We start from the raw sequence: 17291 nt of genomic DNA on the forward strand, positions 1-17291 counted from the left end.
AAAGGTTGACACCTTTTCAGTATCAACCTTTCTCTTATTTTTCCAAGCGGGAGTCATCCGCAATATCCTTATCTTATTCTGCTGCTGGGGCTTCTGCTGCAGGAGCAGGAGCTTCAGCCGGAGTTGTAGCTGCAGGGGCCTCCGATTGCGGAGCTTCTGTACCTACGGGCATGTTATAAGGATTAGTTTTTTCTTCTTGTTGCGCCTGTTCCAGAATCACATCACCGCCCTTACCTGTGGAAGAAGGAATAGTGTAAGCAGAAACAATACTGAAGACTACCATGACAGCTGCCAGAGTCCAAGTTGCTTTTTCCAAAAAATCCGTAGTCTTGCGCACACCCATAATTTGGTTGGATGATGAAAAGCCTGATGCCAGACCGCCTCCTTTAGAATTTTGAATCAATACAATGAAGCACATCAGCACAGATGCAATCAGCATTAAGATAACTAATAATAAATACATTTTGTTATTTTGATTTAGCGTTAATAATCAATTTCTCCAAAAATCTGATTTGGTCTGCAAAGTAAGCATTTTTTTTTGGATAATTCAAACTTAATTTTTTAATAATTTCAAGTGCCTTGTCATATCTGTGCTGTTTTATATAGATTTTGGCTAAAGTTTCCGTAAAACAGCTATCGTCCAATTCTTCCGTTACCGGCGATACGGAGCGCTCTTCCTCTTCTTCAGTCTCTTCCTCCTTCTCTACAAGAAACTCTCTTCTCGTATTCGCGACATCTGGAGACTCACTCTTTTGAATAAAGTCATCTATCAATTCATGTCCGCGCAGTTTAGGTACTTCCTGCTCATTTTCTGCATCTACACCAGGTTCTTCCTGCATTAAATAGGCCGTATAATCCACCGCATAATCCAGCTCTGTATGCTGTGAATGCTCTTCGGGAACAGTAGCCAAAAACGCATCTATCAAGGAAAGGGTACGGTCTACACTCGGCTCTTTCTCCGAATCGCCGGAAAAAAGCGACGAGACCTTCTGGGATTTCAAAGTATAGCGGTCACCCTCTATAAAGTAAAACAACACACGACGGTCTGCCACATACAACACAGCCTTGCGCAGCTCCGCGCCAAAGTTGATGTCGTGCAGCAGATAGAGGTTTTTCAGATAGAGCAAACGGAGCGACTGGAAATAAGGATAGCGTGCCACCAATGTGCGAAGCTCGTACAAAGTATCCCTATTCAGCGTCTCGGGATGCTGAATCCATTGTTGCAAATGGGTAGGCGTCATGAGTTTACCAGTTAGCTATAGTTGCATTGAAAATCTGTTCAGCAATGTCCTTCACCATCAGGGTTATCAGCTGGTCCTGCACATCGGTCAACAATTGTGAGGAATCATAGGTCTGGAAAGCCGAGAACTGCTGTTCAAAGTCCTCCTCATGGTTCGTGTTATTGGTGTAGCGCACGTTAACTGTCAGTGTCACCTTCACCTTCGAAGAGAAACCGCTGGCATCCACCGATTCATTATATTGGTTGTAACCGGTTATTTCTCCGTCTATGTCCAAGTCTCCTCCGGAGTTCACCAATTGCAGGCGAGTCTGCTGAATGAACATATCCTTCATTTTCTGATTAAACTCTGTTGCCAACGGTGCATATACATACTCTGCCCGGTTCTGGAAATCGGCAATGGAAATCGTTTTTACCTTTGTATAGTCAATAGAGCTTATCGGAGCAAGTCCCAACTTCATACTACATGAATTCACCAGAAATAACAAGCTTACCAACAAGGAAGCAAATGCCGCTTTTTTAATCCAATCCATATTCTTTTATCTTTCTGTATAACGTACGCTCAGAGATATTCAAATCCTGAGCCGCACTCTTACGCTTGCCGTGATGTTTTTCAAGCGCTTTACGTATCATTTCTTTCTCCACTTCATCCAGGGAGAGTGACTCCTCCACATATTCTTCCGTATCCTGGAAGTCATCGTCCACTGGAGTAACCGGCTTCACCGAAGGATGTATAATAGTAGGGACACTGGATGTCACCGGAGGTACCACCGCCGGAGTGACCGGCGCATAATAGGTAGATGTGGCAACCGTCGGATTGGATACCGTTCCCCTTTCAGCCATAATCTCATGCACCAGCTTTTTCAAGTCCGTTACATCCTGACGCATATCAAACAGAACCTGATAGAGAATTTCCCGTTCACTTCCGAAGCTCTTGTCCTCCTTCACTCCAAAGAAGGCAGGCAGGCGCTGCATATTGTTCTGCTCAGGCAGATAGCCCTTCAGTATGGATGCATTGATTTCACGATTGGTCTCAATGATGGATATCTGCTCGGTGATATTCTTCAACTGGCGCACATTACCCGGCCATGAGTAGCTCAGCAATACTTGCTTGCCGTCTTCCGTCAGCTGAATGGCAGGCATACGGTACTTCTCCGCAAAGTCCGAAGCAAATTTGCGGAACAGCAGCACCACGTCTTCACCGCGTTCGCGCAATGGAGGAACCTGAATAGGTACTGTGTTCAAACGGTAATACAAGTCTTCACGAAAGCGTCCGTCAGCAATGGCCTGTGTCAAGTTTACATTGGTAGCGGCAACAATACGCACATCGGTCTTTTCCACCTTAGAAGAACCTACCTTGATGAATTCACCGCTCTCAAGCACACGCAGCAAGCGTGCCTGGGTAGGCAAAGGTAATTCGCCGACTTCATCAAGGAAGATTGTTCCGCCGTTGGCTTCACCGAAATACCCCTTCCGTTCACCGATAGCCCCCGTGAATGCACCTTTTTCGTGGCCAAACAGTTCCGAATCAATCGTTCCTTCGGGAATGGCCCCACAATTCACGGCAATGTACTGTCCATGCTTGCGCCGGCTGTATTGGTGTATTATCTGCGGAAAGCTCTCCTTTCCCACACCACTCTCTCCAGTAATCAGTACAGACAAGTCGGTAGGCGCTACCTGGATAGCGATATCAATGGCACGCATCAGCGCTTCGTTATTGCCGATGATGCCAAAACGTAATTTTACTTGTTGTATTTCCGCTTTTGTCATCCTACAAATCTTCTTCTACACTATCGAGTTTCAGTTTGTCGCTATCGTCACGTTTCTCGTAATATTGCTTGCGCAGCGGATTTGCATGTGCCTCTTTCTCACGCTGGCGGTTACGGAACACATCTATAGCCACATAGATAGCCTGCCGGAACGAATCTTCAGAGGCAATTCCTTTCCCGGCGATATCGTAGGCCGTTCCATGAGCAGGCGAAGTGCGTATCACCGGCAAGCCGGCAGTATAGTTTACGCCCTCGTCCATAGCCAATGCCTTGAACGGTGCCAGCCCCTGGTCGTGATACATGGCCAGGATACCATCAAAATGGATAAAGTTATCTGAGCCCATAAACCCGTCTGCCGGATAAGGACCATAGCAAAGCATACCCTTAGCAGCCATTTCGTTGATGGCCGGAATGATAATCTCCTGCTCTTCAGTTCCCAGCAATCCACCATCTCCTGCATGCGGATTCAGTGAAAGCACTGCAATACGCGGTGCGCCGATAGCAAAATCCTGCTTCAAGGAGCGGTTGAATATCTTCAGTTTTTCTTGTATCAGTTCTTTGGTGATGCTTCCGGCTATCTCTTTAACGGGAATATGTCCGGTCACCAATGCTACCCGGAAGTCATCTTTCATCAGAATCATAAGGGCCTTCTCGCCATCTCCCAATTTCTGCTCTATATACTCCGTATGTCCGGGGAAGGCGAACTCCTCCGACTGGATGGTGTGCTTGTTGATGGGAGCTGTGACAATCACGTCTATCATCCCCTCCTTATATTCCTCAATGGCTTTTTCCAGTGCACCAAGTGCAGCTTTACCAGCTTCAACGTCAGGTTTAGAAAACTCAACCTTTACTTCATCATCCGTACAGTTCACTACACTCAAGCGATTGGGAGCCGCTTCGGAAGCGGAGTTGACGATACTGAAGTTGGCAGGCAAGTCCAATGATTTACGATGATAAGCTGCCACTTTAGGCGAACCGTAGATAATCGGCGTACACAATTCCAGCATCACCGGGTCTGCAAACGTCTTTAAAATCACTTCATACCCTACACCATTAATGTCGCCTTGTGTAATGCCGACTCTTATTTTGTTATCTTCCATTTTTATTACTTATTATTAGTAGTATCTTTTGCGGTTACACCTACCGGAATCTCCTCACCTTCCTGCTTACTGCCGGGCAGTTTCAAGGTATAGAGCGAAGCCTCCATCTGACGCACCAGATTACGTTTCATTTTATCAGGTGAATAAATAAATATTTCAGATACAATTATACGCTGATTGGCTTTGTCCAAACGTACATGCGATACGAACGGACCACCCATGAAATCACCCTTCACACGCCACAAGCCGCGGGCCTCCAGTGCATAGTCTCCCTGCACACTGATGGGACGTACATCGGTCATCAGAGAATCCGTCGACATATACATACCTTCTTGGGCACCCGGGATATTGATTTTCATCACAGAATCGCGTTTATGAACAAAATATTCTTTAGTAAACGTATCCTTATCCGTATAAGGATAAGAGTAGATTACAAAGTTCTGATCACCGGTAGCCGCATTCGTACCTGCCCAGAAGAAGTTCTCCCCCTCCTTGGTAGATGTCAGTTCGCCCGGCACCCATACATCGCAATCGAACTGGCTTTTCACCTTCGTTGCTATATAGTCGCTATGCTTGTCCTTCAATACTGAAATCTGACGGTTCATTTCCGCATGGGTAAAGAAATCGATGATTACCTGCTTGTTCTCCTCCACAAATTTCTCGAACGAAACCTCGTCCGGCGCCTGAATAGTGAGAATAGACTGAGGAGCGGCATATACATTCCTTGCATACTTGAATTTAGGCTGGGTATAGAGATCCTTGTTCACATCGACAATAATGATATTGCGAATCAGTTTTAAAGTGGCATCATAATTGGAAGGGGCAGTATACATGATTCGGAATGAACGTTCTGACTGGGGAAGCCCCGGAACATCAGAATCAAGCACATCGAAAAGCGCCCTACCGGCAGGACGTTCCCACAAGCCGGGCTCCACCACTACCAGAACTTCATACGCACGACCGCTGGAGGTCGGAGTAAACACACCCTTTTTACCACCACCGCAGGCGGAAAAAAGTGTCAGTACGAGAACCATACTTAAATAAAACAAGTGCTTTCTCATATCTCTATCATTTTAGTTTTTCACAAAGCTACGAAGAATGCGTAATATCCTCCCTACCTAAGTTAATAATTTATATTAATTCTTCTTTATTCTCCTCCTGCTTGGCAGTGGACAACATGCCACAAGCGGCAAATATATCCTCTCCACGCGATGACCGTATAGTGGTAAACAGACCGTGAGAAGTCAGATAATCACGGAACGCAATCATGGTTTCCATATCGGCTCCCTCAAGATTCACCCCAGGTATGGCATGAAAACGAATCAGGTTAATCCGGCAGTCCAGCCCGCGTAGCAGCTTCAGAAGTTCCTTTGCATACGGTAACGAGTCATTCACTCCTTTGAAAACAATATATTCAAAAGATAGTCTGCGCTGTTTGCTAAAATCATAGTTTCTTAACAATTCTACAATCTCCGTGATGGAGAACGCCTTCTCTGCCGGCATCAGCTCGCGGCGTTGCAAAGGTATCGGCGAATGAAGGCTGATAGCCAGGTGGCAATCCGATTCCTCAATAAAACGCAGCAAGCCCTTCTTCAGTCCCACAGAAGAAAGTGTAACACGCTTGGGACTCCACGCATACCCATAAGAGGCGGTCATTATTTCCAGCGCTTTCAATACCTCGTCCAGATTATCAAGTGGTTCACCCATACCCATCATTACCACATTGGTCAGCTTGTCCCTTTCGGGCAACGAATTGATTTGGTTAATAATCTGGTTAGATGTCAGATTGGCGGTAAAACCCTGCTTGCCGGTCATGCAGAATTTACAGTTCATCTTGCAGCCCACCTGGGAGGAGACACAAAGCGTAGCCCGGTCTTCGTCGGGTATATAGACAGCTTCCACAAAATGTCCCTCGCCTGCCCGGTACAAGTATTTCACCGTACCGTCTACAGAGCGCATGGCATCTACCGGCGCTTTGGCACCTACCTCATAGATTTCTTTCAGCAATTCCCGATGCTTCAACGAAAGATTGCTCATTTCGTCTATAGAAATCACCTTCTTGTCATACAGCCAGGAAGCTATCTGCTTGGCAGAGAAACCGGGCATTCCCAGATTCTTCACCACATTCTGCAATTCAGAGAGCGTCAAGCCCAATAGAGGTCGTTTCTGCATATCGTTTTTCATTAAAACAAAACTCTTTCAAGAATGCAAAGGTAGGAATAAAGTTGCACAAAGACAACGGAGAGTGTAGAAAATGAAATGTACAGACAATGAAAAAGCCGCCCGGAAGTACCGGACGGCTTTTCAATATATTTTTTCTATTCTTAGAAGAATAAATAACGTTGGTCTTTTACGTTGGCTTTCAGATACAAGTCACTGATGAACTGGCTTGCCATGCGTGCATGCATGTTGGCCAAGTTATCCTCTTCAGTTTCCTTGTTGAATGTTTCGTTCAGTTTCTCTTTTGCATAAGGTTGCAGAACGAATACACCACCATTACCCTTGATAGGAGCACTCAGCTTGTTCACTTCGGCAATAGAAGCGTATGCGCCTACCAGAGGTTCGCTGCTACGCAATGCCGGGATATAGGCAGGAGCAGAGAAAGTAACGTGCTTTACAGAATCACTGACAGCATTTGCCATATTCTTATACTGCTCGAACGAAGTTGCATTGGCAGCCTTCATATCAGCCATAATCTTCTCTGCTTTCTTGTCACGGAGAATTTCAGCTCTCAACTGGTCTTTTACCAAAGCCAGTGGGCGATAGCCTTCAGGAACAATACTTGCAACACCTACTACCAGCATATGGTCGCTCTCGCCACATTCGTACAAACCGGAAACTTCACCGGCTTTTGCCTCAAACACCCATTTCAAAGCATCTTTGGTACCTCTGATACCACCGATACCATGTTCAGAGCTGTACAAGTCGGCTCTATCCAGCAACTTATAACCAGCATCTTCCGCATTAGCAATCATTTTCTCTAAAGTATTGTTTGCAGCAATAAACTGGCTGAACTCATTGTATGCCTTACTGTAAGTTTCCTTACTGAATTCTACCGGACGCTTGATAACGGCTACCTTATATTTATCCTTGACAGCCTTCTTGTTGGTTACCTGCAAAATGACATTTGCCTGTCCCAACGCCAAGTTGGTCAGCTCGTTCTGTCCCAAAGTAGTGACAGCAGTAATATATTTCAAGTTGTCACCGTCAATCTGTGCGCCTTCGTAATTAGCAGAAGAAATCCAGGTAGGCTCACCGGTCTGACCGTATTTTTTCGCAACTTCAGCAAAGCTGGCACCCTCCTTAATAGCATTGTAGATGCTGTCGGCCAAAGTCTTCGTCTTTTCAGCATCTTCAGCAACCACTTGAATCTGACGGAACTCGATAGAGTCCGGCATGGCAGCAGTAGCCAATTTCTTGAAAGAGTTGAGAGTATTGTCCGATACGTTATAATAAGGTCCGAACACACCACCCACCGCAACAGAGTCCAAACGGGCAGTCACATCAGCGGGCAGAGACTTAGTAGTGTAGAACAAGTCTGTATAAGGAGTTTCGGAACCGGTAGAACGGATGAAGGTAGTATAGTCAGAAGGATTGGCAATAAGTTGCTCCGTATATTCCTCCATTTCCTTTTGGAGAGCAGCTCTGTCTTCTGCACTTGCAGTTACCTGCACATCAATAAACTTAATGTTACGGGTTTCCACATATTGCTTGAATTGCTCTTTCTTCTTATCGTAGGCAGCTTTCAAGTCAGAATCCTTGATGACAATAGTAGAATCAACAATAGAAGAATAGGGAACTGCTGCAAGCAACAGGTCTGACTGATCCACTCTTGCATCAAATGCATCCTGAGCTTCCACAGGATTGGAGAAGAGAGATTTCGTAATCAAAGCCTGATACTTTTCCTGAAGACGAGCCTGGATAAGAGACTTCTCAAGGAAAGACCAGAACTTATACATAGACTCATAATACTCTGCATAATTGGAAGGCATCTGTGCCTTGTTCATCTTGGAATAGTCTACTAGGAACTTCTTCAACATATCCTTATCGAACGCACCGGTCTGGGGATTACGGAACGGAGTCTGTTGCAGCATCGGATGCACACCGGCATCAATGATAGCCTGAACTTCCGCCTTAGATACAGACAAGCCAAGTTTCTTAGCTTCTTTTTCAATCAGTTTATTATTGACGTATGTTCTCCATACTTCATCTTTGATTCGGTTGGTTTGTTCATCGCTCAATGCACTGTTGCCACTGGAGAACTTGATAACTTCTGTATATTCTTCTACCAATGCTTGAAAATCCTGAGCGGAAATTGTCTCCCCGTTCACTTCACCAACGTCTTGTGACTGGTGTGGCTGAAGCACTTTCCACGCGTCACCTGCGATGAAAGCAAACAGCGCCAAACCAATAACAATCACCAATAAAGGTCCTTTAGACCGAATGTTTTGTAATGTTGCCATTTTAGTTAATATGATTTATTTGTTTATTATTATTTTCCTAACATGTTCATTTTAGCGCACGAAGATACAAAAAATGCTAATACGCATCCATTTATTCTTTAAAAAATTACGCCTAAATGAAATTATTCAATGACTTTCAGTCTTACCAACTCAATTTTAGTAGCTGTCACCTTGATTATTTTAAACTGATAATTATCCACTTCAATCACTTCATGCAGCTTCGGGAAACTTTGATAACGGTTCAGAATCAGACCGCCCACTGTCAGATAATCGTCCGATTCCGGCAGGTCGAGCCCGAAAGTCTCATTTACCTTTTCTATTTCCAGACGGGCCGAAAGCACATATTCACGTTCACCCAGCTGCTTACATACATAGGACGTATTATCATGCTCATCCTCAATATCGCCGAAAATTTCTTCCACCAAATCCTCCAAAGAAACGATGCCTGCCGTACCACCAAATTCGTCCACCACTACAGCAATCGTTTTTTTCTGCTGCATGAACAGTTTCATCAGTTTGTGAGCCGACATCGTTTCGGGTACAATAGGCACTTCCTTCACGTTATTCTTCCAGTCTGCCGGATTCCTGAACATTTCCGACGAGTGAATATATCCCACCACATTATCTATATTTCCATCATATACTATGATTTTAGAAATACCCGACTCCACAAAAAGACATTTCAATTCTTCCAATGTGGTGGTCAGATCTACAGCTACCACCTCTGTACGCGGTACAATACAGTCGCGTATCTTTATATTCGAAAAATCAAGCGCATTTTGGAATATCTTTACCTCTGCATCCAGTTCTTCTTCACTTTCCGCATTCTCTATGCTCGACTGGATGAAGTAATCCAAATCCACTTTGCCAAAAGCCTTGGCCGACGCTTCCTTGTTTACTTTCATCCCAAATATCCGAAGGAACAGATACGACAATCCCGATGCAAATTTTGAAACAGGAAACAGAATGACATAACATATAAATAAAGGAATGGCACACACCCTCAGCATCAGATTGGGATTGATTTTAAACAAAGTCTTCGGCAAGAACTCACCGGTTACCAAAATAATAAGAGTGGAAATTATAGTCTGCACCAACACCATTACAAAATGGTTGGAAATAATTCCGGCAAGAAGATTCACCTCTATGATTTGTGCCATCAAGATACCATAAATGACAAGCGCGATATTATTACCAACCAGCATGGTCGAGATGAAGTTATTCGGGTTGCGAAGAAAATAGGAAATGATACCGGAAGTGACGCCTGACTTCCTTTCCATCTCAAAGCGCAGTTTATCTACGGAAACAAAGGCAATCTCCATTCCTGAAAAGAAAGCGGAGAAAGCCATGGTTATCAATAAAAAAATAACGGTATCCATTTTATCAATTTATGGTATCAGTCTGCAAGCTATCTGCTGCGGCAGCCTCTTCGTCAACATAGAAGATGCCCTCCGGCTTGCGAATCGTGTAAACAGTCATTTGCTGATTGGATTCAAAGCCATGTCCCGTAATGATACGGTCAGGCTGTTCGATACGGATAAACTCATCCGAATAAATTCTTTGTGTCCGCTGGTCCCAATACAGCAACTCTGTATCAAACTGCTCACCTTTCAAATTCTGTATATGCACATTCCCCATCAGTTTCCATAACTCTTCCTTATTAAAGAAATAGGCTGTATCGGCCTTGATACTTGCCTCCACTTGGAAGATAGAGTCAAACTTTTCCAAATAGACCCCCTTTTCAAAAGCCCAGTATGGAGGATTCTTCCGGTCAAAGACCAGCCACTCTTCCGTATTGATGCGGTAACGTGTTACACCGGAATCAGACACTAGCGTAGTCACCCCGCGGGTGTCCATCACCGCCATAGAATCACGCTCGGTAATGGCATCGCCCAGCTCCTTCTTCTTCCCGGAACATGAAGAAAATAAAAGAAGCATAACCATTGCCCCAAAGACAATGGTTATGCTCGCATTTTTATGATAAACAACGTTGATGAGTTGTAGCAACATAGTTTTATCTGATAGTTGTAGATTCACCTATCCATCCGCCGATAGTGATACGGTCACCAGCTTTGTAACCCAACATAAAGAGGTCTTTAGCCTGGGGAGTGTGACGGGAATAAGTACTAATCAGCTCGTTAGCACGTTCTGTAACTGAAGGATCCACCGCTTTAGCTCTCTGCAACTTATCAATTACTACAAAGTAAGTACACTTATTCAGAGCTGGCTCGTCAGTCCAATTAGGATTGGAACCGTAAAGCTGTGCCAGCAAGATATAAGGATCACCATAGTTTTCCTTAAAGCTAATAGCCTTCTGGCAATATGCTCTTGCCTGAGAAAGTTTCTTAGCCTGCATCAAAGCAGCAGCAGTGGCATATGCCATTTCAGCTTTCTTGTCATTATCGGTTTCCTTAGCCAATGCTTCGTCAAAGTATTTCACGGCATTGTCATAGTCACCTTTTTTATAGTACATGTATGCTACACCTACAGCAGCATCGGCAGTCGGGTCAATTTGATACATGTATTCAGAAGCCTTGAAATAAACTTCACTTTCGTTACACTTCATCAATTTCAAAATATTCAATGCTTTCTTCAAGAAAGTAGAGTCTGTCTTATTTTCTTCTACTTTAGGGCCATAGATATTCTGCAAAGATTCACAATCAGCCACACCACTCTGGATGAACATAGCTACCAAATTATCCTTGATAGTTTGCAGGTTTGCCTTCTTTGCCTCTTTGGTTTCAGCTGCGATAGCATCATCCGCATACTTGGAAGCATCAATATAGTCTTGGAAGAACTGGTCAGTATGATTGTCATCTGCCTTTACCTTCTGCATAGAAACATCCAAGAAATAGTGTAAAACCGCACCTTTGGAGCCGCCCTTTTCTGCTTGGACAGATTCTTTCAGCCAATTGTAAGCTGTATTAAGGTCCGGAGTCGGAGCAAATTGAAGATAATCCACTGCTTTGGCACCCAAAGCATCAGCTACACTCGGCACCCCCTTCATTCCCTTGTTAACAAATTCAGGAATGTACTTCATTCTCAAGTCATACACATCCATCAGCTCATCAAAATACTTCTTATAATCAGCAGAATTTCTATCTTTAATCTGACTCAAGAAACCCACTAAAATCTTCTGAGCATCTGTAAATGTATAATACCGCAGTGTAGGGCAATCCTTCAATACAGCCATACAAGGAGCGTATGCATCCTTAAAGTTACCAGCTCTCACTGCTTCATGAGAGATACTACTGTTCGAATTACAATTTTCAGTCTGTGCGAAAGTACTGGTCGCTCCACCCGAAAGGAGCAAGACAGCCACAAGCGTCTTAATTTTCATTGTATTTAAATTTTAGTTGTTATATTTTTTGTCTATTCAATTTCCATTAATCCACTTTACGCTTGAAGAACCAGCGTTCGTTAAAGGTTACTCCGATACAAATACGCAATGTATTTTCGTTCAAGAACGCAGCTTGGGTTCCTTTGGTTCGCACGTATTGCGCAGAAAGGCTCAATACGGAACGGGTTCTCGGTATAGGTAATCCAAAACCGGCAGTAATGCCATATTCATCAGCGGCACGTACACCGTCTATCTTATAATAAGGCTTGGAGTAATAAGCTCCCAAACGATACTTCACATGAGACAAATAACTTCGTCCCATAGGATTCGGCAGATATTCTGCACCAACGGATACTCTTCCACGGTCGCAAAACGCCTCGTCATTATTCATATAGCTCACTTTACTCCAATTTTGAAACATCACATCCGCTCCCACCGTCAGACGATCGTCGTACACGTATGTCACACCTGCTCCAAATGTTGTTGGAATGCCGCAAGTAACAATAGTGTCCCTTGTTACCGAGGTAACTCCCGTATTACTATTGCCAGTCTGCGTAACTTCGTACGCATCGTTGCTCAAATCATGCCCCGGAGAAAATACGATTCCCAATGTTGCAACATGCTTTTTTCCAAACTGGTGGGTGTACTGTGCTCCAAAATCCAATTTATAGCTCTTTACAGCCACATTAGACTGTATTGTAATAGGAAATACACTAGAACTGGACGGAAAGGTTTCCGCAGCGGTTCTTGTTATATCTCCCCAAAGATACGAAAAATTCGCACCGACGGAAAGATTTTTAATTATTTTAAAGCCTGCACCTAAATAAAGCTGGTGCAGACCTCCTTCTCCCGAATAGCTTACCGTCGTAGATTTGTCTGGGAATTCCGTATCTTCCCGGTACTCTCCCATGCTGTATCCCACATTCGAATAAGGCAATAACCCCAAGCTTATGGCAGCCCATTTACTTGCACGAAATTGCATCGTGATGTAATCAAAACTGGAATTCTTGGCATTTTGTTTCAGAGTGCCGTTACTGAGGTTTGTATTCTGTAGAGAGACTGCTCCATCAAAGATAAAAGTCAGCGAATCTACCGCCGTATAGGATGCCGGATTAGCAAAGTTAGTCTGGTACTTGTCCCGTAAACCATAGGCAATACCACCCATCGCCCTGCTGTTACTTGAGCCTTGTTCAGACAACTGTCCATATCCATATCGTGTATAGGGAGAATTCGTATTATTTTGAGCGACTGCCGCTCCTGATAATATCGTAAGCAAGAGCACTAACAGTGTTTGTCTATAGCCTGTCATTATTATAGTTTAAAATTCTATTTAATCCTTTCAACACTAAAAATCTGTCTGCAAAGATGATACTTTTTAAGTTTGTATCAAAAGAAAAATCATCCCCGCCCGTTAAAAAAACCAAAAGTTCAGGATATTTATGCTTCATAGCCGTAACGTAACCTGAAATTTCATATTCAATACCCTTCAGTACTCCGGCACGGATAGCCGTATCGGTATCCTTCCCCATGGGCACCATCCGCCCCTCAAGAGTCACCATTGGAAGCCGTCCGGTAAACTGATGAAGCGCCTTGAAACGCATCTGCAGGCCGGGAGAGATATTCCCGCCATGATAACGGGCAGCAGCATCGACAAACTCATAAGTGATACAAGTACCGGCATCAATCACCAGTATATCCCTGCCAGGAAATTGCTCATTGGCTCCTACCACCGCCGCCATACGATCATACCCCAGCGTCCGGGGAGTTTCATAGAGGTTTTCTACCGGAAGAGAAGTCTTTTCATTGAGCCACAGAATGGGAACAGCCATACCTTCCAGTTGCGACAACACCTCTCTGCTCAAATCAATGACAGTAGCCACTATCGCTTTTTCAATCGTATATGTACGGCACACTTCAGGCAATCGTTCCAACGTCAGATTGGAGTCATACACCACCTCTACGATACGTCCACCATCAAACACCGCCATCTTGGCAATTGTATTTCCTATATCAATAATGAGATTCACCGTATTGCATAAATTTAGCGGCGCAAAGATATAACATTAATATTGAAATTCAGCAGAAACTGCCTCTTTATTAGAAGAGCAACCGCACAAGAATTCTTATTCATATCCGTACCAAACAAGCACAATGCCACTCCAATAATTTGTTGAGATTTATTAAAACCACAACACCATACCACAACCACCTGATTATCAATATAGTTGAGATGCATTACATTCAGTATACGACCGATCCCTATTCAGTATACGATTGAATGGCATTCAGTATACGGCTGAACCAGGTTCAATATACCACTATTCTTTCACCTATATCATTTGTAAATAGAAAACACTTACCGCTCGTACTTGGCAGTTGATTCAAAACAGCCAATTATGCGAATCAAGAATTGTATCAAGTTCATAATTAAAAAAGATTCTTCGGACACAGATGACTGGGATAACACGAATAACCACTTTAGTTCCTCATCACAAATTGGGATAATATTAGTTTTTTCCGTAAGTTTGCAGCATGAAACGAAGCCTACTTATACATATATATATAGTAATCTTTTTCTTCTGTTTGCCTGCAGCGAATGCCCAGGTGACACAACAGCAAAAGAGTGCTGCAACAGACTCCGTGCGCGTCAGTCTACTGACTTGCGCTGCAGGAGGAGAGATTTATTCCCTATTCGGACACACTGCCATACGGTACGAGAACTATACGCGCGGCATTGACGCCGTCTTCAATTACGGCATGTTCAACTTCAACGCCCCTAACTTCATCTTCCGTTTTGCCTTGGGAGAAACGGATTATCAACTTGGAGTGACCGATTATGAGCATTTCGCCGCCGAATATAACTATCTGGGACGCGATGTCTGGCAACAGACGTTAAACCTAACAGAAGAAGAAAAAGAACGCCTGATAACACTATTGACAGAGAACTACCGCCCCGAAAACCGAGTATACCGCTACAATTTTTTCTACGACAATTGCGCCACCCGCCCGCGAGACCAGATAGAACGTGCCATCAACGGCACGCTGCAATACGCTGACAATATGACTGATAACAGTACGGGAATCTCTTTCAGGGATTTGCTGCATAAATACAGTGAAGGCCATTTGTGGTCACGTTTCGGCATGGACTTATGCATGGGCAGCAAAGCAGACGAACCCATCAACCGCCGGCTGGCAATGTTCGTCCCCTTCTACATGCAGGAGTATTTCAATAAAGCGCAGATTGTGGACAAAGAAGGACAAGCACGGCCACTGGTTGCCAAAGAAGAAAAAATCGTAGTAACGGGTAAAACACCAGCCGACTTCGTCAGCAGAGGCATCACACCGATGCAGTCGGCTTCGCTATTACTGATACTTGTAGCAGGCATCAGCATTTACGGCATACGAAGAGGAAAAACTCTCTGGGGCATGGACCTCATACTCTTCTTGGTTGCCGGAATGGCTGGATGTATACTGGCATTTTTAGCACTATTCTCACAGCATCCGGCAGTAAGTCCCAATTATATACTATTTGTATTCCATCCATTTCACCTTTTTTGCCTTCCATTCATGCTATCCAGGGTACGAAAAAGGGAAATAAGCCGCTATATGCTGGTTAACTTTGCAATTTTAACACTTTTTATAGGGCTTTGGGCAATAATTCCGCAGAGAATTCCGCCAGCAATATTACCTTTGGCACTGTGTTTGCTGATACGTTCTGCAAGCAACCTCATTCTGACATACAAACGAAAGTAATGAAAAAAGGACTGATAACTTCCATACTCGCACTTACATTCAGTGGTTTGCAAGCCCAACCGCTGCCTGCCTCCCCAAAGCTGGTGGTAACATTGACCATTGACCAGTTGCGTACAGACTATATGGAAGCATTTTCGTCCTTATACGGAGAAAAGGGGTTTAAGCGCTTACTGCGTGAAGGTAAAGTCTTCCGTCAAGCAGAATTTCCTTTTTGCGGAACGGACCGAGCCTCGGCCATTGCCGCCATCTATACCGGGACAACACCGTCCATGAACGGCATCATTGCAGAGCAGTGGCTGGATGCAGGTACACTACGCCCCATAGACTGTGTAGAAGACCCCAACTTCATGGGCAACTATACCGACGAAAGCACTTCCCCCTCCCAATTACTGACCTCCACCATTGCCGACGAGCTAAAAATAGCTACCCGCAACAAAGGTCTGGTTTATGCCATTGCGCCTTTCCGCGATGCCGCCATATTGGGTGCCGGACACGCGGGGAACGGTGCCTTCTGGCTTAATAACAATACCGGAAAATGGTGCAGTACAACTTATTATAATGAATTTCCGTGGTGGCTGAGTCAATACAACGACCGGAAATCTCCCGACTACCGTATCAAGGATATGGTATGGACACCTGCACTTCCTTTTACCAACTATACATTTCTGCCCGAATGGCGTAACGAACCATTCAAATACAAGCTGGACGGTGAACGGGCAAACAAATTTCGCCGCCTGATTACCAGTCCTTTCATCAATGAGGAAGTCAACCTGCTGACCGAAGAGCTGCTGAACAAGAGCACTATCGGACAAGATGACGTACCCGACCTATTATCGCTGACTTACTACGCAGGAAATTACAACCACCGGAGTACGCAGGAATGTGCCATGGAAATGCAAGATACCTACGTACGGCTGGACCGTAGTATAGCTTCCTTATTAGAGCTCATAGAACGTAAAGTTGGGCTCCACAACGTACTTTTCTGCATCACCTCCACCGGCTATGCCGACCTGGAAGCTGCCGACCCGGGCGTATATCGGATACCGGGTGGTGAATTCTACCTGAACCGCTGTGCCGCCCTGCTGAACATGTACCTCATGGCATCCTATGGCGAGGGACAATATGTGGAAGCTTATTATGACCAACAAATCTATCTCAACCATAAACTTATTGAGAACAAGCAGCTGAGCCTGACTGAAATTCAAGAAAAATCTGCCGAATTTCTGGTTCAGTTCAGTGGCGTGAGCGAAGTATATTCAGCTCATCGCCTGCTTTTGGGCCCCTGGTCACCGCAAATAGAACGTATACGCAATGGTTTTCACCGCAAGCGCTCTGGCGATTTGCTCATTGAAATACTTCCGGGCTGGACTATCATGCAGGAAAATAGTATTGATAACCGTGTAGTACGTACGGCCGATATTCCTGCTCCCCTCATTTTATTGGGAGGAGGAATGAAGGCTGAAATCATCCGTATACCCATCAGTATCGACCGCATTGCCCCTACCCTGGCAAGTGTAATGCGCATCCGCGCCCCTAATGCAAGTACAGCATCTCCCCTCGACTTTTGATTCTAAAATAATCTGTGCAAATCTGGATAATCTGTATAGAAATCAGTAACTTTGCACGCTC

Annotated in this window: 15 protein-coding genes; 2 read left to right on the forward strand and 13 right to left on the reverse strand. The window is 44.5% G+C overall.

All coding sequences use genetic code 11. The annotated features are described in order from the left end of the window. Positions 1–73: 73 nt before the first annotated feature. From secG to JXR92_RS16395, 13 genes are all read right to left on the reverse strand, one after another. On the reverse strand, positions 74–463 hold the full coding sequence (gene secG / locus JXR92_RS16335; RefSeq protein ID WP_009038088.1) for a preprotein translocase subunit SecG: 390 nt from the start codon (positions 461–463) through the stop codon (positions 74–76). Positions 464–467: 4 nt separating this feature from the next. Further along, positions 468–1241, reverse strand: a complete 774-nt coding sequence (locus tag JXR92_RS16340) for a tetratricopeptide repeat protein (protein ID WP_117964198.1) — start codon at positions 1239–1241, stop codon at positions 468–470. 4 nt (positions 1242–1245) lie between these two features. Then, positions 1246–1770 carry an LptE family protein gene (locus JXR92_RS16345; RefSeq protein WP_117600431.1) on the reverse strand — a complete coding sequence of 175 codons (525 nt, stop codon included), beginning with the start codon at positions 1768–1770 and terminating at the stop codon, positions 1246–1248. Then, positions 1757–3007, reverse strand: coding sequence for a sigma-54 interaction domain-containing protein (locus JXR92_RS16350; protein WP_117964197.1), 1251 nt, complete (start codon positions 3005–3007; stop codon positions 1757–1759). The genes JXR92_RS16345 and JXR92_RS16350 overlap by 14 nt, the downstream gene beginning before the upstream one ends. 1 nt (position 3008) lies before the next feature. Next, positions 3009–4106, reverse strand: coding sequence for a 4-hydroxythreonine-4-phosphate dehydrogenase PdxA (pdxA, locus tag JXR92_RS16355; RefSeq protein WP_117964196.1), 1098 nt, complete (start codon positions 4104–4106; stop codon positions 3009–3011). 5 nt (positions 4107–4111) lie between these two features. Then, positions 4112–5167, reverse strand: a complete 1056-nt coding sequence (locus JXR92_RS16360) for a DUF4837 family protein (RefSeq protein ID WP_117600434.1) — start codon at positions 5165–5167, stop codon at positions 4112–4114. 70 nt (positions 5168–5237) lie between these two features. Next, the gene (gene rlmN, locus JXR92_RS16365) at positions 5238–6278 is read right to left on the reverse strand and encodes a dual-specificity RNA methyltransferase RlmN (RefSeq protein ID WP_117600517.1); all 1041 of its coding nucleotides are present in this window, start codon (positions 6276–6278) and stop codon (positions 5238–5240) included. A gap of 152 nt (positions 6279–6430) precedes the next feature. Beyond that, entirely contained in the window at positions 6431–8569 is a 2139-nt protein-coding gene (locus JXR92_RS16370) for a peptidylprolyl isomerase (protein WP_138345302.1), read from the reverse strand. Between the two features lie 122 nt (positions 8570–8691). After that, positions 8692–9948, reverse strand: a complete 1257-nt coding sequence (locus JXR92_RS16375) for a hemolysin family protein (RefSeq protein ID WP_117964194.1) — start codon at positions 9946–9948, stop codon at positions 8692–8694. Between the two features lie 4 nt (positions 9949–9952). After that, a complete protein-coding gene (gene lptC / locus JXR92_RS16380) occupies positions 9953–10579 on the reverse strand; it encodes an LPS export ABC transporter periplasmic protein LptC (protein WP_117600437.1) in 627 nt (208 codons plus the stop codon). 4 nt (positions 10580–10583) lie between these two features. Further along, entirely contained in the window at positions 10584–11909 is a 1326-nt protein-coding gene (locus tag JXR92_RS16385) for a tetratricopeptide repeat protein (protein ID WP_117600438.1), read from the reverse strand. A gap of 46 nt (positions 11910–11955) precedes the next feature. Further along, a complete protein-coding gene (locus tag JXR92_RS16390) occupies positions 11956–13218 on the reverse strand; it encodes a porin family protein (protein WP_117600439.1) in 1263 nt (420 codons plus the stop codon). Beyond that, positions 13205–13936 carry a type III pantothenate kinase gene (locus tag JXR92_RS16395; protein WP_117600440.1) on the reverse strand — a complete coding sequence of 244 codons (732 nt, stop codon included), beginning with the start codon at positions 13934–13936 and terminating at the stop codon, positions 13205–13207. The genes JXR92_RS16390 and JXR92_RS16395 overlap by 14 nt, the downstream gene beginning before the upstream one ends. 505 nt (positions 13937–14441) lie before the next feature. On the opposite strand from JXR92_RS16395, the gene lnb reads away from it, so the two are divergent. Both lnb and JXR92_RS16405 read left to right on the forward strand, forming a co-directional pair. Further along, on the forward strand, positions 14442–15662 hold the full coding sequence (lnb, locus tag JXR92_RS16400; protein WP_138345300.1) for a lipoprotein N-acyltransferase Lnb: 1221 nt from the start codon (positions 14442–14444) through the stop codon (positions 15660–15662). Further along, on the forward strand, positions 15662–17230 hold the full coding sequence (locus tag JXR92_RS16405) for an alkaline phosphatase family protein (RefSeq protein ID WP_138345298.1): 1569 nt from the start codon (positions 15662–15664) through the stop codon (positions 17228–17230). Before lnb ends, JXR92_RS16405 begins: the two co-directional genes overlap by 1 nt. Positions 17231–17291: the final 61 nt, after the last annotated feature.

Source organism: Bacteroides parvus, from assembly GCF_017309675.2.
Classification (GTDB): domain Bacteria; phylum Bacteroidota; class Bacteroidia; order Bacteroidales; family Bacteroidaceae; genus Bacteroides; species Bacteroides uniformis.